Annotated in this window: 20 protein-coding genes; 7 read left to right on the forward strand and 13 right to left on the reverse strand. The window is 59.1% G+C overall.

Annotated elements, in window-relative coordinates:
• Positions 1-44: 44 nt before the first annotated feature.
• Positions 45-317, reverse strand: a complete 273-nt coding sequence (locus ACIQU2_RS09850; RefSeq protein ID WP_140684548.1) for a hypothetical protein — start codon at positions 315-317, stop codon at positions 45-47.
• A gap of 335 nt (positions 318-652) precedes the next feature.
• Positions 653-1387: a DUF899 domain-containing protein gene (locus ACIQU2_RS09855; RefSeq protein ID WP_403140245.1), complete on the reverse strand. Its 735-nt coding sequence runs from the start codon at positions 1385-1387 to the stop codon at positions 653-655.
• A 176-nt stretch (positions 1388-1563) separates the two neighbouring features.
• On the opposite strand from ACIQU2_RS09855, the gene ACIQU2_RS09860 reads away from it, so the two are divergent.
• Positions 1564-1956 carry a transcriptional regulator gene (locus ACIQU2_RS09860; protein ID WP_403140247.1) on the forward strand — a complete coding sequence of 131 codons (393 nt, stop codon included), beginning with the start codon at positions 1564-1566 and terminating at the stop codon, positions 1954-1956.
• Between the two features lie 125 nt (positions 1957-2081).
• Here ACIQU2_RS09860 and ACIQU2_RS09865 read toward each other — a convergent pair whose 3' ends face one another.
• From ACIQU2_RS09865 to ACIQU2_RS09875, 3 genes are all read right to left on the reverse strand, one after another.
• Positions 2082-2951 (reverse strand): DUF6279 family lipoprotein, encoded by an 870-nt coding sequence (locus ACIQU2_RS09865; RefSeq protein WP_403140249.1) that lies wholly within the window; start codon positions 2949-2951, stop codon positions 2082-2084.
• A gap of 80 nt (positions 2952-3031) precedes the next feature.
• Positions 3032-3748, reverse strand: coding sequence for a TorF family putative porin (locus tag ACIQU2_RS09870; RefSeq protein WP_403140251.1), 717 nt, complete (start codon positions 3746-3748; stop codon positions 3032-3034).
• A gap of 219 nt (positions 3749-3967) precedes the next feature.
• Entirely contained in the window at positions 3968-4156 is a 189-nt protein-coding gene (locus ACIQU2_RS09875) for a hypothetical protein (protein WP_017337097.1), read from the reverse strand.
• Positions 4157-4507: 351 nt separating this feature from the next.
• On the opposite strand from ACIQU2_RS09875, the gene ACIQU2_RS09880 reads away from it, so the two are divergent.
• Together ACIQU2_RS09880 and ACIQU2_RS09885 are read left to right on the forward strand one after the other, a co-directional pair.
• Entirely contained in the window at positions 4508-5344 is an 837-nt protein-coding gene (locus tag ACIQU2_RS09880) for a S1 RNA-binding domain-containing protein (protein ID WP_134422134.1), read from the forward strand.
• A 129-nt stretch (positions 5345-5473) separates the two neighbouring features.
• Positions 5474-6406, forward strand: a complete 933-nt coding sequence (locus tag ACIQU2_RS09885) for a DMT family transporter (RefSeq protein WP_134422133.1) — start codon at positions 5474-5476, stop codon at positions 6404-6406.
• Here ACIQU2_RS09885 and ACIQU2_RS09890 read toward each other — a convergent pair.
• On the reverse strand, positions 6351-7532 hold the full coding sequence (locus tag ACIQU2_RS09890; RefSeq protein ID WP_403140254.1) for an MFS transporter: 1182 nt from the start codon (positions 7530-7532) through the stop codon (positions 6351-6353). The two genes, ACIQU2_RS09885 and ACIQU2_RS09890, sit on opposite strands and share 56 nt — an antisense overlap.
• A gap of 103 nt (positions 7533-7635) precedes the next feature.
• Here ACIQU2_RS09890 and ACIQU2_RS09895 point away from each other — a divergent pair, with 103 nt between their 5' ends.
• Positions 7636-8529, forward strand: a complete 894-nt coding sequence (locus ACIQU2_RS09895; RefSeq protein WP_056742691.1) for a putrescine utilization regulator PtrR — start codon at positions 7636-7638, stop codon at positions 8527-8529.
• Between the two features lie 139 nt (positions 8530-8668).
• On the forward strand, positions 8669-8797 hold the full coding sequence (locus ACIQU2_RS09900; protein WP_007914492.1) for a PA1414 family protein: 129 nt from the start codon (positions 8669-8671) through the stop codon (positions 8795-8797).
• Positions 8798-8910: 113 nt separating this feature from the next.
• Here the strand turns inward: ACIQU2_RS09900 and ACIQU2_RS09905 are convergent, their stop codons facing one another.
• The 6 genes from ACIQU2_RS09905 to speB all read right to left on the reverse strand — a co-directional run bounded on the left by ACIQU2_RS09905 (position 8911) and on the right by speB (position 14532).
• The gene (locus ACIQU2_RS09905; RefSeq protein WP_134422131.1) at positions 8911-9162 is read right to left on the reverse strand and encodes an acyl carrier protein; all 252 of its coding nucleotides are present in this window, start codon (positions 9160-9162) and stop codon (positions 8911-8913) included.
• Positions 9163-9217: 55 nt separating this feature from the next.
• Positions 9218-9943, reverse strand: a complete 726-nt coding sequence (locus ACIQU2_RS09910; RefSeq protein WP_140684406.1) for an MBL fold metallo-hydrolase — start codon at positions 9941-9943, stop codon at positions 9218-9220.
• A gap of 85 nt (positions 9944-10028) precedes the next feature.
• Positions 10029-11408: a sodium:solute symporter gene (locus ACIQU2_RS09915; RefSeq protein WP_134422130.1), complete on the reverse strand. Its 1380-nt coding sequence runs from the start codon at positions 11406-11408 to the stop codon at positions 10029-10031.
• 190 nt (positions 11409-11598) lie between these two features.
• The gene (locus ACIQU2_RS09920) at positions 11599-13110 is read right to left on the reverse strand and encodes a cytosine permease (protein ID WP_134422129.1); all 1512 of its coding nucleotides are present in this window, start codon (positions 13108-13110) and stop codon (positions 11599-11601) included.
• A 54-nt stretch (positions 13111-13164) separates the two neighbouring features.
• Positions 13165-13572 carry a nuclear transport factor 2 family protein gene (locus ACIQU2_RS09925; protein WP_347805179.1) on the reverse strand — a complete coding sequence of 136 codons (408 nt, stop codon included), beginning with the start codon at positions 13570-13572 and terminating at the stop codon, positions 13165-13167.
• A 9-nt stretch (positions 13573-13581) separates the two neighbouring features.
• Positions 13582-14532 (reverse strand): agmatinase, encoded by a 951-nt coding sequence (speB, locus tag ACIQU2_RS09930; protein ID WP_283190208.1) that lies wholly within the window; start codon positions 14530-14532, stop codon positions 13582-13584.
• Between the two features lie 368 nt (positions 14533-14900).
• Here speB and ACIQU2_RS09935 point away from each other — a divergent pair, with 368 nt between their 5' ends.
• Together ACIQU2_RS09935 and ACIQU2_RS09940 are read left to right on the forward strand one after the other, a co-directional pair.
• Complete coding sequence (locus ACIQU2_RS09935; protein ID WP_007945995.1) at positions 14901-15794, forward strand: LysR family transcriptional regulator; 894 nt, start codon at positions 14901-14903, stop codon at positions 15792-15794.
• A gap of 5 nt (positions 15795-15799) precedes the next feature.
• A complete protein-coding gene (locus tag ACIQU2_RS09940) occupies positions 15800-16396 on the forward strand; it encodes a tRNA-uridine aminocarboxypropyltransferase (protein WP_403140258.1) in 597 nt (198 codons plus the stop codon).
• A 139-nt stretch (positions 16397-16535) separates the two neighbouring features.
• Here ACIQU2_RS09940 and ACIQU2_RS09945 read toward each other — a convergent pair whose 3' ends face one another.
• Positions 16536-17915: an HlyD family type I secretion periplasmic adaptor subunit gene (locus ACIQU2_RS09945; RefSeq protein WP_403140260.1), complete on the reverse strand. Its 1380-nt coding sequence runs from the start codon at positions 17913-17915 to the stop codon at positions 16536-16538.
• Positions 17916-17920: the final 5 nt, after the last annotated feature.

Consider the following 17920-nt stretch of genomic DNA (forward strand, 5'->3'; position numbering starts at 1 on the left):
GGTGGTGTGAGAGGACGGCGGCTGTAAAGCCGCCTCCTACTCGATCACTCCGCAACCTGCGCCCGCAACCGCCGACCAATCACATCCATCAAATCACAACCGTCACGCAACGGTATGGCCAGCAGTTTGGAAAAGTCCGAAAGCACCACCGTGTCGCAACCAATCTCGGCGCGAAAGGCGATGTTTTCCAGCACCTGAGTAACGGTGCGGATGCGGTAATCCGCCATGGCTTGCAGAACGTCAAGTGGGGCTTGGGTGTCGATGAGCAGGGAGGCCGGGATCAGGTCGATTCCGGTGAGTGGCATGTATCTATCCATGGGTGGAGCCTCTTGTCATTGATGAGGACTCTCTATGATCAGGTCGCCAAACCCGGTCGCCTTTTGGGCGACGGGCTGACTATAGTCCTCATCCTTCAAGCATTACAGGGGCTGGTTCTGAGCTTTGTGTAGGGTATTTACTCTGTTGCAGTCGGACGTCTGAATGCAATTTACACAGCACCACTTACCTCCTGTGGGAGCTCGCTCGCGAAAGCGGTGTATCAGTCGATATCCATGTTGAATGTTAGTCAGTCATCGCGGGCAAGCCCGCTCCCACAGGGGATTTGTGGTGTTAACGGGGACTGTGGTTAAGCCGGACCTCGTGAGAGCAGGCCTTACTCCCCATGGCAGCAACTGGCCGGTGCCTTGTCCTCATATCGATCGTGATGCCTTACCCATTCCATGATTTCCACCTCATTACGCCCCTTGGGCGTCAGGTCGAGATAGTTATAGGCGCCGACCAACATGTCTAGGCCTCGGGCATAGGTGGAGTAGGTGTGGAAAATCTCGCCAGCTTCATTGCGATAAAACACGCTCAGGCCAGGGAGTTCCTCTTCGGCGCCGTCGGATTTTTCGTAGTTGTAGGTGGCTTTTCCGGCCGCGACGTCTTCGGCTCGGGCCGAGACGCCGAAGTCGTAATTGAAGTCGCAACCTTCTGACGACACCCAATCGAATTTCCAGCCCATCCGCCGTTTGAAGGCCTGGAATTCGGCGAACGGTGCGTGGGAAACCGCCACCATGGCAACGTCATGATGGGCCAGGTGTTGGTTGGCGCCGTCGATGTGGTCGGACAGGAACGAGCAGCCGGAGCAGCCTTCGTCCCAGCCTTTGCCAAACATGAAATGGTAGATGACTAACTGGCTACGGCCCCCGAACAGGCCCGCCAGTTTCAATTCGCCGTTCGGGCCCTGAAAGTGGTAGTCCTTGTCGATTTTCACCCAGGGCAGGGCGCGGCGTTCGGCGCTGAGTTTGTCTCGCTCTTTGGTGAAGGCTTTTTCGTGGGCCAGGTGTTGCTTGCGGGCGGCGAGCCATTCTTCTCGGGAGACGACGGGATGATTCTGAATGTTCATTGGGATTCTCCTGCGGGGTGCTGGGAGGTGATTTACACAACCTAGTCGTTTGACCTACGCCAAATTCGACATACCGCCGGTCGGTGCTGTTCAAAACCTCGGCTGAACGGCTACGAACCGCGCCGGTCACACCCTATGAAGGCCATCTCACTCGCGGGCACTGGAGGTTGATCAGGATGACGACTTATAACTGGGATTTGATTGAACGCTTGCTGCACGAGGTGCAGAACAGCGCCGGCCACAGCTTCACGCCACGGCCCTACGCCGAGCAGTATGCGGCGGAGAAAGCGGCGGAGGGCGAGACGATTGAGAACCTGGATCACCTGAAAGCGGTGGCCGGTGAGTATGAAAAGTTACTGTTGGCGCGCGGCTATATTGAGCCTCGGCCTGAGGATCAAGGTGGCAACGGTTCGAATTACATTTTGACGATGCGTGGTTCGAGGTTGTTGAGCCTGATCGACAGCAGCATTCCGGGCAATGACCATCCGCGGCAGGTGTTGGATGAGCAGGAAGATGCGCTGGATGAGGTGGCGTTTGATGAGGTGGCGTCGAAGGCGCAGATTGCCTGAAGATCACATCAAGCCCCTGTGGGAGCGAGCTTGCTCGCGATGAGGGAATCACATTCAACATTGATGCTGAATGTTAGGCCGCTATCGCGAGCAAGCTCGCTCCCACATTTTATTTTGTGTTGCGCCTAACCCTTCTGCACCGCCTTCAGACACTTCAAATCATTGAAGTCCTTGCGCACCCCTTCTATTTTCTTCAACAACCGCTGGCGCTGTTCCGGCGTGCTTTCGGCCATCAAGTTCACAAATAGCCCCCGTGCCTGGGCTTCGGTGCTGGCGAAGGCCTGGCGATAAGCGGGCGTCCACAAGCTCTCGCGATTGACCAGAAGCGTCTCGATACGCTGTGGGAATTCTGGACTCTGGCGCTGCGCAACCGCTGCACTGAACTGCTTCTGCCAATGGGCGCGGTTGGCGATCCATTGCGTATTTTGGTCACCCAAACCGTTTGACCACGCGACAACGCGTAGCTGCTGGGTTGCGCTGAGCGGGCCGAGCCAGTCATTCAGGCGTTTTTCCATGCGCTGGCCACGTCCCTTGATCTGTTGATCGAGGGACGGTTTGAGGTAACGCTCCTGGCGTTTCTTCTGGTCCTTGGCGAAGGAGTCGTTCATCTCTGCGACTTGCTTGTCATCCAGCCCCTGTAGCAGCTCAATGGCCGACGGGGTGATTTCCCGGGCGGTCTGGGCGATGGCTTGTTTGGCTTCCTGGACGCGGGTTTGCAGCGCAGCGTCGGTGACCTGGTTGGTCTCGACCATGACCTGCAAGCGATCCAGCCAGTCGAGGTAGCCCGGCAGTTGCGTGGTGCAGTGCCAGCTCAGGTGTTCCTTGAGGCGCTCGTTGAACCAGCCTTTCTGCTCGCCGTTCATGTCCAGGTAGTCGCTGAGCGTCCACGGAATGATCACGTCGAGGTTGCGATAGGCCAGGCCCACGCGGCTGCACGCGCCGAGGGCGAGACTGAGGGTGATAACGATGGCGAGACACTTCAACCAGCGCGACATGGGCGAATCCTTTGCGAAGGCCTGGCTTTTTTAATGGGCTTCTCTATGTGAACGCAGGATGAGCCTCGCAGTTCAGCCGATCAATAAAAGGCGCGTTCGGCCTTGAGGGTGATTAGCCCATCGCATTGGCTGTTGTGCCCGGAATAGGCGGAGCAACTGTTGCCGCTCAAGCTGGAGTCACTGTAGATCAGGTCCAGATCGACGCCCATGAACGGGCGGGAAAATTGCACTGACCAGTCGGTGAAACTGCCTACATACCCACCGTCGACGGACACCGGTGTGTTGAGCTGGTGAGTGGTGTATTTCATGCTGATCCCGATGCCAAACGGCTGATTGCCGCCAAGGTCGGCGAATACGGTGCTGTTTTGTTTGTCCGGGTCGTTGCTGAACGCTGCGCCGAAACGGCTGCCCAGGAAGGTCAGGCCACCGAATAGCTCCTGGCTGTCGAGGGTGTCCACTTTCGGATGGCTGTAACGGATCATGCCGACTTCGTACCCGAGGGTATTATCGAAAGGCTGTTTAAAGCCCATGTAGGAGTCGACTTCAAGGTTGGCCCCTGGCGTTAAACCCATGCTCGGTGCCCATTGGCCCACGTAGAAACCGCTGTCGTGACTCAGGTCGAGGCCACCGTGGAACGAGCCGGTGCTGGACGGTTTGACCAGCCCCTGGGCCATGCTGCGGCTGGGGGTGGTGCCGAGTTTGAGATCGAAGTCGCCCAGTTCACGCTGAAAGATTTGCGCATTGGCGACTGAACACGACAGCAGGGTGCCGAGCAATAAATAGGAGGGTTTGAGCATGCGTCACTCCATGACAGCGAGGTGCAGGCACTAAAAACCTACTGAAACGCTTGATCTAGACGTGTGCAAGCATACCGGCGAATGCTCGGAATCGAGGGCCGTTCGTCGATTTTTGAAATATTGGTTTGTTTGCGGGGGTGTTGCGAGGAGGGTTCCAGTCCAAGCGCTTCGAAGCTCAAAGCGCTTAGGGACCAGGTGACGCGGCGGATCTTGGGGAAGTTACTTCTTGCCCAGGGTGATCTGCTTGGACGGGCCGAACGTCTGGCCGCTGACGCCTTTGGCAATTTGCTGGATCTCTCCGCCGGACTTGAGGAACGCAGCAATCTGGTTGTTGATCGATTCGCTGGTTTCAACGGCTGGAGCTGGCTTTGCTTTGCTGTTGGATGCTTTTACACGCATGGCGGCCATTAACCTATAGAAAATTAACTTGGCCAGGCATCGTACAGGAAATACTTGACAATTGCTTGGTAAATATCCCCCCGAAACACACGGGGCAGATGAAGAATTAATCACAAGTTATTATTCTGAATAGGCCTCTAAGCTGCTGTTTTAACTAAGAACGATCGTGAAAAATTACAGTTTTCCGTCTGACGGACAGGTGCGACAATCGCCAGATCGGCCTGACGAGCGGCCAGGCGTGTGCGGTAAAACCCAGGAAAATTAAGCCCTTCAGAGGATTTTCTTGCGCCACCGGGCTGGCCAGCGAACGCGGCCCGCAAAACCGGGTAGAATGCCGCCCACGCAATGAGGGTATTGGAAATGGCTTTAGTCGGGCGCTACAACAGTTTGCAAGTGGTTAAACACACTAACTTCGGTTTATATCTGGACGGTGGTGCGGATGGCGAAATCCTCCTGCCTAATCGTTATATTCCCAAAGATATTCCCAGCGAAGATGAAGACTGGCTCAACGTTTTTATTTATCTGGACAGCGATGACAAACTCATCGCAACTACCGAAAAGCCGAAAGTTCAGGTCGGTGAGTTCGCCAGTTTAAAAGTCGTTGAAGTCAACAGCATCGGTATTTTCCTGGATTGGGGCTTGTCGAAGGATCTGTTGCTGCCGTACTCCGAAGAAAAACGCCAGATGACCGCCGGCGAGTATGTCGTGGTACACGTCTACCTCGACAAGCACACCCGCCGCATCACCGCGACGGCGCGTCTGGACCGCTACCTCGACAAGACCCCGGCCAATTACACCCCTGGCCAGGAAGTTGATTTGCTGGTTGCCGAAGCCACCGATATGGGCTTCAAGGCGATCATCAACAACAAGCATTGGGGTCTGATTCACAAGAACGAAATCTTCAAGTTCATGCGCGCCGGTAAAGAAGAGAAGGGCTTTATCAAAGAAGTCCGTGCCGACGGCAAGATCAGCCTGAGCCTGCAACCGGTCGGCGAAGAAGCCGCCACCAGCCTGAACTCGAAGATTCTCGCCAAGTTGCGCGACAACAATGGCAGCCTGCCGGTCAGCGACAAGAGCGACCCGACGGTGATCAGCAGTATGTTTGGCGTGAGCAAGGGCAACTTCAAAAAGGCCATCGGTGCGTTGTACAAGAACGGCCAGATCGTCATTCATGCCGATCGCATTGAACTGAGCTGACCTCGCGCCCACCCTCATGTAACGCGATTGCATAGGGTTGGACTGTGATGAAAAAGTCCCGGCTCTGTGTCGGGGCTTTGCTTTTTACTGTCGAGTGACTGCCATGTTTTGTGTTGTCGAGGTGTTCCGGTGAGCGCCACCCGGCGCAGCGCCGATGGGTTTGCCCTGCAAGTGATGATTGGGTTGTGCCTGATCTGGGGTATTCAGCAAGTGATGATCAAGTGGGCGGCGCCAGACATCGCGCCGGTCATGCAAGCCGCCGGGCGCTCGGGTATTTCCGCGTTGCTCGTAGGATTGTTGATCTGCTGGAAGGGCGGCTGGGATCAGGTGGGCAACACCTGGCGCGGTGGACTACTGGCTGGAGCGCTTTTTGGCCTGGAGTTCTTCTTCATTTCCGAAGGCCTGCAACTGACCACGGCCGCGCACATGTCGGTGTTCCTTTACACCGCGCCGATCTTCACCGCATTGGGCGTTCATTGGCTGTTGCCGAGTGAGCGTTTAAGGCCGGTCCAGTGGCTGGGGATTTTTCTCGCCTTCGTCGGGATAGCTATCGCCTTTGCCGGTGGAGTGTCGTGGGACAACCTCGATCACCGCATGTTGATGGGCGATGCGCTGGGCGTACTGGCCGGCGCGTCATGGGGTGCAACCACGGTGGTGGTGCGCGCTTCGCGCCTGTCGGAAGCGCCGGTGACCCTGACGCTGTTCTATCAATTGATTGTCGGTTTCGTTGGTCTGTTGCTGATCGCGATCCTCAGCGGCCAGGTCACCCACGTCAGCCTCACCACCGTGGCGGTGGCCAGTGTGTTGTTCCAGGGATTGGTGGTGTCGTTCTTCAGTTACCTGACCTGGTTCTGGCTGTTGCGCCGTTATCTGGCGGCGAACCTGGCGGTGTTTTCGTTCATGACGCCGCTGTTCGGCGTCACGTTCGGCGTGGTGCTGCTGGGCGAAGAGCTGAGCTTCAACTTCGTTGTCGGCGCGGTGCTGGTGTTGTTGGGCATCACGTTTGTCAGCGCTGAGCAGTGGGTGCGCCGTCGCTTGCGCAAAGCCCTTGGGCAGAGCTGACCGGACGCAATAACAGACCGCCAGCGACAATCAAACCGCTGCCGGCGAACACCAGCGCGGGCTGCAAACCACCGCTGAAGTGGCTGCTCAATGCGGCCAGCAACGGCCCGCTGAGCTGGCCTACGGCAAAGCATGCCGTCAGCAGTCCGGCGTTGCGCTGGGTGGCGTGGGGCGCCAGCTCCCGAGAACGTTGCATCACCAATTGCATGCAGGCCAGGAACGGCGTGCCGCAGAGGATCACGCCCAAGGCCAGGCCTGGGCCGCTGCCCAACAAGCAGGCGAAGACCCCGGCGGCTTGCAGCCACAACGTCGCCATCAGCCAATAGCGAGTGCCCTGCGGGTGTTGTCGACGCAGACTCTCCAGCACCACCCCGATGGCCGAAGCAAGACCGAAGCAAGGCCAGAACAGATCGGCCTGCCATTGGCCATGGAACTGCGCGTTGGCCATTTGCGAGAGGAAAGTGGCCGGAATGATGTAGCCCAAACCGTACAACCCATAGACCACGCCTAAACGGCCGATGCCATGATTGCCCGAGCCAGCGACGCTGGGGGCGGCGACCACGGTCGTGGCCGGTTGCGGCAGGAACGGCAGAATCCCCAGCAACATCGCCAGCCCGACGCCGGCATATACCAGCCACAAGGCTGCAGAAGTCTGCCCAAGCAGGTTCGATCCCAAGGCCAGCAAGCCCGTCAGAAAAATCCCCAGGCCCGGTCCGGCAAATACCAGGGCGCCGAGCCGTGGACGACCGGCCGCCGCGGCCAACGGCTGACTCAACGCGGTGATCATCACCAGCACCCAGGCGCTGGCCACGCCGGTGCCGAACCGCAGCACCAGATGGGACCAAAACCCGTTGGCCCAGAACGAGGCCAACGTCAGCAATACACAGAGCCACAAACCGCCCAGCAAGCGCCGGCGGACTTGCTCGGGGCGGCGAGAGAACATCGCGTCCACCGCACCGACGAAGTAGCCGAGGTAGTTGGCCGCGGCAATCAGACCGGCGGCGGTCAGGTCAATCTGGCCTTCACTGAGCAGGTGCGGCAACTGAGGCGTGAGGGCGAAACGCCCGATGCCCATGGCCATCATCAGGGCGATGAAACTGGCGAGTAAGCGAATCAGAGGGGACATGGTCTGAATTCCAGCAGAGGATCAATGACCGTCAGGCTAGGACTGATTGACTTTCTTTTAAAATGAATAATAGTGAGTAACTTGTTCTGATTTGGAGAATGGCGTGGAATTCAGCCAATTGCGGATTTTCCAGGCGGTAGCGGAGGAGGGTTCCATCACCCGCGCTGCCGAACGCCTGCACCGGGTGCCGTCGAACCTGTCGACCCGGCTTAAACAGCTGGAAGAGCAACTCGGCGTAGAACTGTTCGTGCGTGAACGTCAGCGTTTGCAGTTGTCGCCTGCAGGAAAAGTCCTGCTGGACTACACCGCCAAGCTGTTCAATCTGCGCGACGAAGCTCAAGCGGCGGTGCAGGGCGGGCAACCGGCCGGGGACTTCGTGCTCGGCACCATGTACAGCACGGCGGCGATTCATCTGCCGGGGTTGTTGGCGCGTTATCACCGCACTTACCCGGCGGTGAACCTGCAAGTGCAGTCCGGGCCAAGCGGCGAATTGCTTGAAGGTTTGCTCACCGGGCGTCTCGATGCGGCGTTGGTGGACGGTCCGCTGGAGCTGGCCGGTCTGGACGGCGTGCCGTTGTGCGACGAACGGCTGGTGCTGATCAGCGAGGCCGATCACCCGCCGATCCTCAGCGCACTGGATGTGGAAGGGCGGTCAGTGTTTACGTTTCGGCAAGGTTGTTCCTACCGCATGCGGCTGGAAGCCTGGTTCTCCCATTACCACGCGGCCATGGGCCGGGCGATGGAAATCGAGTCTTATCCGGGGATGCTTGCCTGCGTGATCGCCGGCTCTGGCGTGGCGCTGATGTCGGAGTCGATGCTCGCCAGCCTGCCGGGTCGCGAAAGCGTGGCGGTACATCCGTTGGCCGAGCCATTTGCCAGTGCCACCACGTGGCTGATGTGGCGCAAAGGCATGGTCGGGGCGAATTTGAACGCGTGGCTTGAGCAGCAACAATTGGTCTATCCGTCAGCGCCGAGTCAGGCTCGGGCGATGGCTTGAACTATCGGTCAGGTATTTTGATCAATTCAGTAACAGATCATTGCGACTTTGGGCGAGCATTACGTAGGACTTCGGACTATTATCAGTGCGAAGTGGCTACAGAATTTTGGCCACTCGGCACTACCCTGAAGGGGGCACCATGAAAGAGAAAATCCAAAACTGGCTGCACGACCTGGGTGTTGCACTCGGTTTGATCGAACCACCTCTGCAACCTGTGCCTATTCGCACTGACGACGAACAACGCCGACGCCAGCAGCGCCGCCGGTAACGCGTCAAGGCCTAAAAGATCGCAGCCTTCGGCAGCTCCTACAGGGAGTAGCGCCCATGCTGCGATTGCCCGTGTACCTGTACCGCGTTCGGACGATCTTGGCGGTCTACAGGTCAATGCCGCCCAATCTCGATCAAAAACCGGCTCAAGTCATTCGCCGTCCTGGCGGTCTTGAGCATCTGATCTTCCTCCGCCGTAAACGCTGTCAAACCCAGCTCATCTTCCAGATGGAAGATCAGCTCTTCGATATCTTCTTTATCCAATCCCAATTGCGCGAGGCTCGCGTTGTCGTCGAAGTCATCCTGACCCTCCAGCAGGCGGCGGATGAAACGATGCACGGCAGCACGAACGGCAGCTCTTTTCATGGGGGTTCTTCGAGGGCGTTATTGTTGTTGTCCCTGGGGCTGAGTACAGCAGGCTTCAGGCGTGCAAGCGCTGCCACTCGTCAATCATCGTGCGCAAATGTTCCCCGGAAAAACTCCCGAAATGCCCGCCATGCACCGTGCGGATCGGCAACTCGCGCAAACGCTGCAGGCTGCGGGCGTAGTCGTCGAGGTTGGAGTGGTAGGCGTCTTCGATCAGTGGCCCGTCGTAGATGATGTCGCCGCTGAACAGGGTCTCGGTCGCGGCTTCGTAAAGGCTGATGCCGCCCGGTGAATGCCCCGGCGTGTGCAGCACTTGCAGCGTGCGGTTGCCCAGATCCAGTACGTCGCCTTCTTCAATCAGGCCGGTGGCTGGAGCAGCTTTGACCCGATACTCGGCGTAGCACAACGGGCAATCCGGGTGCGCCTCGAACATCTCGTCGCCGACAAACGCCGTGCTCAGTGTGTTCTCGCCGTCCGGTGACGCGAGGATCTGCGCTTCAGCCGGATGCACCAGCCGCTCGGGGAATTCGTGATGGCCGGCGATGTGGTCGAAATGGCAATGGCTGGCCACCGCTACCAACGGCCGTTCGGTGATCCACGGCAGTTGCTCGCGCAGGCTGACCAGCCCGGAACCGCTGTCGAGCAGCAAGTCTTTGTCGCGGCCCTGGATGTGCCAGAGGTTGCAGCGATAGAAGGGGCGGATGTAAGGCTCGTGAATCAGGCGAATGCCGTCACTGAGCTGTTTCACCTCGAACCATTGATCGCGAGAAACAATCTTCATCAAAGGTTTTCTCCAGACGAAAAAAAACGGGTGTGGCAACCGACGCCACACCCGTCGAAGAAAGCATCAAGTCGTTATGTTCAGCTTAGGCGGCGCTGGCCACCACTGCAGGGCGACGGGACAGCAAGCTGACCACCACGAAACTCACCAGACCTACGCCGAGGCTGTAGTAGATCGGGGTGTTGGCGTCCATACCATCCTTGATCATGAACACCAGCGCGGTAGCAAAGCCCAGGCCCATGCTGGCGATAGCGCCGGCGGTGGTTGCGCGTTTCCAGAAGATCGCACCGATCAGCGGGATCAGCATGCCACCCACCAACAGGTTGTACGCCAGGGTCAGCGCGCTGATCACGTCGTTGACCACCAGCGCGATGCCGAGTACCACGATGCCGGTCAGCAGGGTGAACAGGCGGTTGATGCGCAGGCTCGACTGTTTACCGCCACGCAGTTTCGGCAGCAGGTCTTCGGTCAGGGTGGTGGCGGCGGCGAGCAGGCCGGCGCTGGCGGTGGACATCATGGCCGCCAGGGCAGCCGCAATCACCAGGCCACGGATACCGTCCGGCAGGGACAGTTTGACGATGGCGGCGAAGGCGTTGTTGACGTTGTCCAGGTCCGGGATCAGCACATGAGCGGCCATGCCGATCAGGGCGCAGGCCAGTCCGTAAAGGATGCAGTAGAAGCCTGCGAATGTACCGGCGACCTGAGCCACTTTGGCGCTCTTGACGGTGAACACACGCTGCCAGATGTCTTGGCCGATCAGGATCCCGAAGAAGTAGATCATGAAGTAGGTGATGATGGTGTCCCAGCCAATCGTGGTGAAGCTGAAGGCGGTTGCCGGCAGTTTCAACACCAACTCATCCCAACCACCGACGCGGTACAGGCAGATCGGCAACAGGATGAACATCAGGCCCACGGTCTTGATGACGAACTGGACGATGTCGGTCAGGGTCAGGGACCACATGCCGCCGATCGCCGAATAAATCACCACCACACCACCGCCGACCAATACCGACAGCCAGAACGGCAGGTCGAACAGCACTTGCAGCACGGTGCCAATGGCCAGGATCGAGACCACGCCGATCATCAGCGCATACGCCAGCATGATCACCGCGCTCGCGGAGCGGGCCATCGGGTTGTAGCGTTTTTCCAGGACCTGGGTGACGGTGTAGATTTTCAGCTTCAGCAGCGGTTTGGCGAGGAACAGGTTCAGCGCCACGATCCCGCAACCCAGTGCGGCGCACAGCCAGAAACCTGAGATGCCATGGACGTAGCCCAGGCGCACGGTGCCGACGGTGGACGCGCCGCCCAGAACGGTGGCGGCCATGGTGCCCATATACAGGCTCGGGCCGAGGTTACGACCGGCGACCAAAAAGTCTTCGTTGGTCTTGGCCTTGCGCATGCCGTAGTAGCCGAGTATCAGCATCGCGGCGGCGTAGATGAGTACGACGAATAAATCCAATGCCATGTTGGCGTGTCTCCGATTGTCTTTTTTATGGTGAGGCGAAAATCAATCCCTGGGGGGAGCATTAATCTCTATGGGAGCGTGGCTTGCCCGCGATGGGGGCGCCGCGGTCTGTCAGGCAGACCGCGTCATCGTTCATCGCGGGCAAGCCCGCTCCCACAGGAAATGCGTTGACCACAGGTAATGCGTTCAATCAGGCGACTTGTCGCACTGCCGGTTTAGCGAGCGAATCCGTGCCCTTGCTGCGTGGATCGTTTGGACCGAACACCGCGGCCGATTCCGGGAACAGGCTCAACAGCGCCAGGTACACCAGCGACGCCAGGCCAAGGGTGACCGGCAAGCTGATGTCGATGCCGCCGGCCAGTTCACCGAGCGGACCCACGAACTGCCCAGGCAGGTTCACAAAGCACAAGCCCACCGCAGCGCTCGGGATCCAGGCACCCAGACCACGCCAGTTCCAGCCGTGCGTGAACCAGTAGCGACCACCTTTCTCGCCGCGGGTGAACACTTGCAAGTCATCCGGGCAGTAGAAGCCGCGACGCACCAGCAGACCGATGATCATGATCACCATCCACGGGGTGGTGCAGGTGATGATCAGCACGGCGAAGGTCGACACGCTCTGCACCAGGTTCGCCGCAAAGCGTCCGATGAAGATGAAGGCAATCGACATTACGCCGATCAACAACGTGGCCTTGACCCGCGACAGTACCCGTGGGAACACGCTGGACATGTCCAGCCCGGTGCCATAGAGCGAGGTGGTGCCGGTGGACATGCCGCCGATCACCGCAATCAGGCACACCGGCAGGAAGAACCAGCTCGGCGAGACGGCCAGCAGGCCGCCGACGTAGTTGTTGGCGGCGATGTAGTCCGGTGCCTTGATCGCTACGATGGTGGCGGTGGCGAGGCCGAAGAGGAAGGGAATCAAGGTTGCGATTTGTGCTGCGATCACCGCCAGCATGATTCGGCCTTTCGGGGTTTCGCGCGGGATGTAGCGCGACCAGTCACCGAGGAACGCGCCGAAGGAAATCGGGTTGCTCATGGCCACCAGCGCGGCGCCGATGAACGCTGCCCAGAAACCGGCCTGACCCATGGCTACGGTGCCGGCGAACTGGCTGTCGAAGGTCGGGGCGAAGGCGAAGATGCCGAGCAGGAACAGCAGGCTGGCGGCCCACACCGCGATGCGATTGACCCACAGCATGAAGCGAAAGCCGTAGATGCACACCGTCAGCACCAGGATCGCGAACAACCCGTAGGCCAGGCCCAGCGTCAGGTCGGTTTCCGGAAGGCCGATCAGGCGTTTGGCACCACCCACCAATGCATCACCCGAGCTCCAGACGGAGAGCGAGAAGAATGCGATAGCGGTCAGAAGCGACAGGAAGGAGCCGACGATCCGCCCGTGCACGCCGAAGTGCGCACCAGAGGAAACGGCGTTGTTGGTGCCGTTGAGCGGGCCGAACAGGCCCATCGGCGCAAGGATCAGCGCACCGAGCAACACGCCCAGCACAATCGCCCAGACCCCGGCCTGGAACGACAGGCCGAACAGCACGGGAAAACTGCCGAGCACTGCTGTGGCGAAGGTATTGGCGCCGCCGAAGATCAAGCGAAACAGGTCGCTGGGTTTGGCGTCGCGCTCATGATCCGGGATCTGTTCGACCCCGTTTGTTTCAATGCTGCTAAGGCTTTTTTCTTTGTTGTTGTTATTCATGATCTGCTCCGATCATAAAGGCGCGCTCATCGTGTGTGAGCGTCACCTGTTTGGCTAAGGGGTTGGCAGCCCTTCCGGCATCGCGGACAAATGTTCGTGGCAGGCCAGCCATAGGCCTTGTTGTTGTCGGCGAAACACAATCGTCTCGCGCTCCTGGCTGAAGTGTTGCTCCCCTTGCATGCGCAGCTCGGTGGCCACGTCATGGATGAAAATCGCCACGTCACCCTGCAGGCTGACGAAGGCGTTGCTTGAGGTGCACGAGAGCACCTCGAAGCCATCCTCGGCTCGCCAGGTGTCCCACAACGCCTGATAGGCATCGCGCGACAGCAGGGGCTGCTCGAGGGTGTAGAACACGAAGCTCGCGTCGGCGCTGAACGCACCGAAGTAGGCTTCGCGATCATTACGGGCAAAGGCTGTTACCAGATCGGCAGCGGCCTTGAGTACCTGATCACGTTCGTTCATGACCGATCCTCAGCGGTGGACCACGCCAGGCAGTACGCAGAGCATTTCGTACAGCAGGTTGGCGGCCAGCAGCGAGGTGTTGCCGGTGGTGTCGTAAGCGGGCGAGACTTCTACCAGATCGCAGCCGACCAGGTCGAGGCCCTGGCAGCCGCGAACGATTTCAATCGCCTGAATGGTCGTCAGACCACCGATTTCCGGGGTGCCGGTACCTGGCGCCCAGGCTGGGTCGATGCCGTCGATGTCGAAACTCAGGTACACCGGACCGCCGCCGACTTTCTCGCGAACTTCGGCCATCAGCGGGGCCAGGGATTTGTGCCAGCACTCTTCGGCCTGAACCACACGGAAACCCTGGTTGCGGCTCCAGTTGAAGTCGTCAGCGGTGTAGCCCTGAGCGCGCAGGCCGATTTGCACCACGCGGTCCGGATCCAGAAGGCCTTCTTCGACAGCGCGACGGAAGGTGGTGCCGTGGGCGATTTTCTCGCCGAACATGTGATCGTTCACATCGGCGTGAGCGTCGATGTGCACCAGGCCGACCTTGCCGTGCTTCTTATGGATCGCACGCAGGATTGGCAGGGTGATGGTGTGGTCGCCGCCGAGGGTCAGGGGGATCACATTGTGTTCGAGGATTTTGTGGTAGGACTCTTCGATGATCCGTACGGCGTCCAGCAGGTTGAACGTGTTGATCGCCACGTCACCGATGTCGGCAACCGACAGCGAGTCGAACGGTGCAGCGCCGGTAGCCATGTTGTACGGGCGGATCATCACCGATTCAGCGCGGATTTCGCGAGGCCCGAAACGGGTGCCGGGGCGCAGGGAAGTACCGATGTCCAGAGGGACGCCAACGAAGGCAGCATCCAGACCGGCAGCGGTTGGCAAATGGGGGAGTCGCATCATGGTGGCGATGCCGCCGAAGCGCGGCATTTCATTGCCGCCCAGTGGTTGGTGAAGAATCTTGTCCACGGGTAGGGCCTCATCGTCGTTGTTTTATTTATGTCGGTTGCGCAGGTCGGGGAGACGCAGGCACCGCTGTGGGTCGATTCTGCGAAATGTAGTGGGCGGGAAGAATCGTTACGGGCAAATACTTAGTTCAGATTTTTCTAAACTAATGGCTCGGGCGGCGATAGACTTGAAGCCACGCGCAGATCCTTGGTGCCTGTCATTCAAGGTGAGAACACATGCAACCCCTGTGGGAGCGAGCTTGCTCGCGATAGCGGTGGGCCAGTCAACATCGAGGTTGACTGTCAGCCCCTCATCGCGAGCAAGCTCGCTCCCACAGTGGTCTGTGTTTCTCAAAAGTAATGCGCGTTTCGTTGCAATTGGAGAGCCCCATGGCCAACGCGTTACCCGACCTGAAACTTTTGCGCATCTTCGTCAGCGTGGTTCGCCATCAGGGGTTTGCCAACGCCCAGCAAGAGCTCAACCTCTCGACCTCGGCCATCAGCACTTACATGAGCCAGCTCGAAGCCGCCCTCGGCCTGGTCCTCTGCCATCGCGGCCGGGGTGGTTTCAGCCTGACCAGCAAAGGCGAACTGTTCCACCAGGAAACCCTGCGTCTGCTCGGCGAACTCGAAGGCTTCGAACAATACGCCGCGGCGCTCAAGGGCGAACTGCGCGGCACCTTGAACCTCGGCGTCATCGACTCCACCGTCAGCGACAAGGCCTTGCCGTTCGCCGAAGCCATTGGCGCCTACAGCCAGGAACACCCGGCCGTGCATTTGCATTTGTCGGTCATGAGCCCTTACGAACTGCAACTCGGTGTGCAGGACAACCGTCTCGACCTGGCCATCGGCGCGTTCTCCACGCGCATGAGCGGTTTGGTCTACATGCCGCTGTACCGCGAACAACACTGGTTGTATTGCAGCAGTCGTCATCCGCTGTTCACCGAGCGGCGCATCCCTGAACAAGTGATCACCCAGCAGCGTATGGTCGGCCGTGGTTACTGGAGCCAGGCGGAACTGGCACGCCACGGTTTCAAGCACAGCGCAGCGACGGTGGAAAGTATGGAGGCGCAACTGATTCTAGTGCTGTCGGGCGCCTACATCGGTTATCTGCCGGAGCACTACGCGCAGGCTTGGGCGGATAAGGGCGATTTGCGAGTGCTACTGCCGGCGACTTTCGGCTATCAGGCGCCGTTTTCGATGATCGTGCGTCGTGGCCGCAGCCGCGAGCCGTTGATCCAGACCTTTCGCGATTTGCTCAAAGCGCAACTGAATCAGGCTTGAAAACTATGTCCAGAATCCAATGTCCGCGCTGCCTGCGTCCGCAAACCCATTGCCTGTGCCCGCTGATTCCGAGCCTCGACAGCCGCACCCGAGTGCTGTTGTTGCAGCATCCCAGCGAAGTGAACCATGCGCTGAACACCGCACGGTTGGCGGCGTTGGGGTTGAGGAATGCCGAGCTGATGGTTGGCGAGGTGTTCGAGGATTTGCCGGTATTGTTGAATCAGCCGGGTTATCAGGCGCGGCTGCTGTTTCCCGCCGATGATGCGCAGCCGTTGCAGGCTTACACGGCAAATGATCAGCCGCTATTGCTGGTCGTCCCGGACGGCACCTGGCGCAAGGCGCGCAAGATGCTGCACCTCAACCCGCTGCTGGCGGCGCTGCCGAGGGTGACGTTGGCGCAGGGCGGGGTGTCGAGATATCGATTGCGCAAGGCACCGGGGCCGGGTGCGTTGTCGACGGTGGAGGCGATTGTTCAGGCGTTGCAGACCCTCGAAGCGCCGACCACTTTCGAACCGTTGTTACGACCGTTCGAAGCGTTGATCGAGGGGCAGATTGCGGCGATGGGGGAGGAGACCTTTCGGCGCAATCATGGGCCGAAATGATCATTGCCTGTGCGGGCCTCATCGCAAGCAAGCTCGCTCCCACAGTTGACCGAGTTCTTCCAGAAGAAATGCGATCCACTGTGGGAGCGAGCTTGCTCGCGATATAGGTAGTCCAATCACAGAAAATCCGGGCCAGAGACTAACGTTCGCGCATCGCCTCGGTCCGGGCTTTAAGCACCGGTTTGAGCAAGTAATCCAGCACGCTTTTCTCCCCGGTAATGATGTCCACCGTCGCCACCATCCCCGGAATGATCAGCAACGGTTTCACATCCCCGCCCAAGTGATTCTTATCAGTCCGCACCTGAATCAGGTAGAAGCTGTTGCCCTTGTCATCCGTAATCGTGTCCGCGCCAATCAACTCCAGCTTCGCACTCAGCCCCCCATAAATCGTGTAGTCGTAAGCACTGAACTTGACCATCGCTTTCTGCCCCGGATGCAGAAACGCCACGTCCTGCGGGCGGACCTTGGCTTCGATCAGCAAGTTGTCTTCAATGGGCACGATTTCCACCATGTCGCTGCCCGGCTGGACCACGCCGCCGATGGTGTTGACCTTAAGTACTTTGATAATCCCGTGAACCGGCGACACCACCGTGGTGCGGGTTACGCGGTCATCGATAGCAATGCTCGATGCCGTAATTTTCGACAGGTCGGTGCGTTTTTCATTCAGCTCTTTCGCCGCGTCGGAGCGGAAGGATTGTTCGGACTCATCAATCTTGCTTTTGATCTCGTTGATCGCCGATTCCGCACGAGGAATCGCCAGGGTCGTGGCGTTCAATGAACCGCGAATCTCCACCGCACTGCGTTTGAGTCGCAAGATTTCCACCGGCGAAACCGCCCCGGTGCCCACCAGCGGGGCGGACATGTTCATTTCTTGCTGCAGCAGCGCCAGGCTTGAACTGTATTGGCCCTGTTTGGAGCGGAACTCTGCCAGTTCCTGGGTTTTTTGCCGAAGCTGCTCACTCAAGGTGCGCTGTTCGCTGGCCAGTCGACGTTGCCGTTGTTCGTGCAGCGAGCGCTCGTCTTCGGCCACTTGCGGCGCCTTGGCGATCACTTCCGGGGACAACTTGAACGGCCGGCCTTCCGCTTCGGCCGACAGTCGTTCGACCTGCGCGGTCAGCGCATAACGATCCGCCTCGCTTTCGCCCTTGTTCGACAGGAATCGAGTGTCATCGAGGCGCAGCAGGGTGTCGCCCTTGTTCACCATTTGCCCTTCGCGCACGAAAATCTCAGTGACGATGCCGCCTTCCAGGTTCTGGATCACTTGGACTTTGCTCGACGGAATCGCCTTGCCTTCGCCCATGGTCACTTCCTGCAGCACCGCAAACTTGGCCCAGACCACCGCAGTGATAATCAGCGCAGCCGCCAGCCACACAGTGATCCGCGACCAGCGTGGGGAATCCTGCAACGAGGCGCCCGCGGTTTCCGGCATGAATTCGCTTTCGGCGCTTTTGCTGAAACTGCCGAAGTAGCCGCGCGGCTTCGAATTGGAGAGCGGGGTGTCGGATGATGAACGGGCCATGGCTA

This window comes from Pseudomonas sp. NPDC098740, from assembly GCF_044760065.1.
Classification (GTDB): Bacteria; Pseudomonadota; Gammaproteobacteria; order Pseudomonadales; family Pseudomonadaceae; genus Aquipseudomonas; species Aquipseudomonas rossensis.

Coding starts and splice junctions, on each gene's coding strand:
- ACIQU2_RS09850 (WP_140684548.1), bottom strand. CDS start 317: ATGGATAGATACATGCCACTCACCGGAATCGACCTGATCCCGGCCTCC.
- ACIQU2_RS09855 (WP_403140245.1), bottom strand. CDS start 1,387: ATGAACATTCAGAATCATCCCGTCGTCTCCCGAGAAGAATGGCTCGCC.
- ACIQU2_RS09860 (WP_403140247.1), top strand. CDS start 1,564: ATGACGACTTATAACTGGGATTTGATTGAACGCTTGCTGCACGAGGTG.
- ACIQU2_RS09865 (WP_403140249.1), bottom strand. CDS start 2,951: ATGTCGCGCTGGTTGAAGTGTCTCGCCATCGTTATCACCCTCAGTCTC.
- ACIQU2_RS09870 (WP_403140251.1), bottom strand. CDS start 3,748: ATGCTCAAACCCTCCTATTTATTGCTCGGCACCCTGCTGTCGTGTTCA.
- ACIQU2_RS09875 (WP_017337097.1), bottom strand. CDS start 4,156: ATGGCCGCCATGCGTGTAAAAGCATCCAACAGCAAAGCAAAGCCAGCT.
- ACIQU2_RS09880 (WP_134422134.1), top strand. CDS start 4,508: ATGGCTTTAGTCGGGCGCTACAACAGTTTGCAAGTGGTTAAACACACT.
- ACIQU2_RS09890 (WP_403140254.1), bottom strand. CDS start 7,532: ATGTCCCCTCTGATTCGCTTACTCGCCAGTTTCATCGCCCTGATGATG.
- ACIQU2_RS09900 (WP_007914492.1), top strand. CDS start 8,669: ATGAAAGAGAAAATCCAAAACTGGCTGCACGACCTGGGTGTTGCACTC.
- ACIQU2_RS09905 (WP_134422131.1), bottom strand. CDS start 9,162: ATGAAAAGAGCTGCCGTTCGTGCTGCCGTGCATCGTTTCATCCGCCGC.
- ACIQU2_RS09910 (WP_140684406.1), bottom strand. CDS start 9,943: ATGAAGATTGTTTCTCGCGATCAATGGTTCGAGGTGAAACAGCTCAGT.
- ACIQU2_RS09915 (WP_134422130.1), bottom strand. CDS start 11,408: ATGGCATTGGATTTATTCGTCGTACTCATCTACGCCGCCGCGATGCTG.
- ACIQU2_RS09920 (WP_134422129.1), bottom strand. CDS start 13,110: ATGAATAACAACAACAAAGAAAAAAGCCTTAGCAGCATTGAAACAAAC.
- ACIQU2_RS09925 (WP_347805179.1), bottom strand. CDS start 13,572: ATGAACGAACGTGATCAGGTACTCAAGGCCGCTGCCGATCTGGTAACA.
- ACIQU2_RS09935 (WP_007945995.1), top strand. CDS start 14,901: ATGGCCAACGCGTTACCCGACCTGAAACTTTTGCGCATCTTCGTCAGC.
- ACIQU2_RS09940 (WP_403140258.1), top strand. CDS start 15,800: ATGTCCAGAATCCAATGTCCGCGCTGCCTGCGTCCGCAAACCCATTGC.
- ACIQU2_RS09945 (WP_403140260.1), bottom strand. CDS start 17,915: ATGGCCCGTTCATCATCCGACACCCCGCTCTCCAATTCGAAGCCGCGC.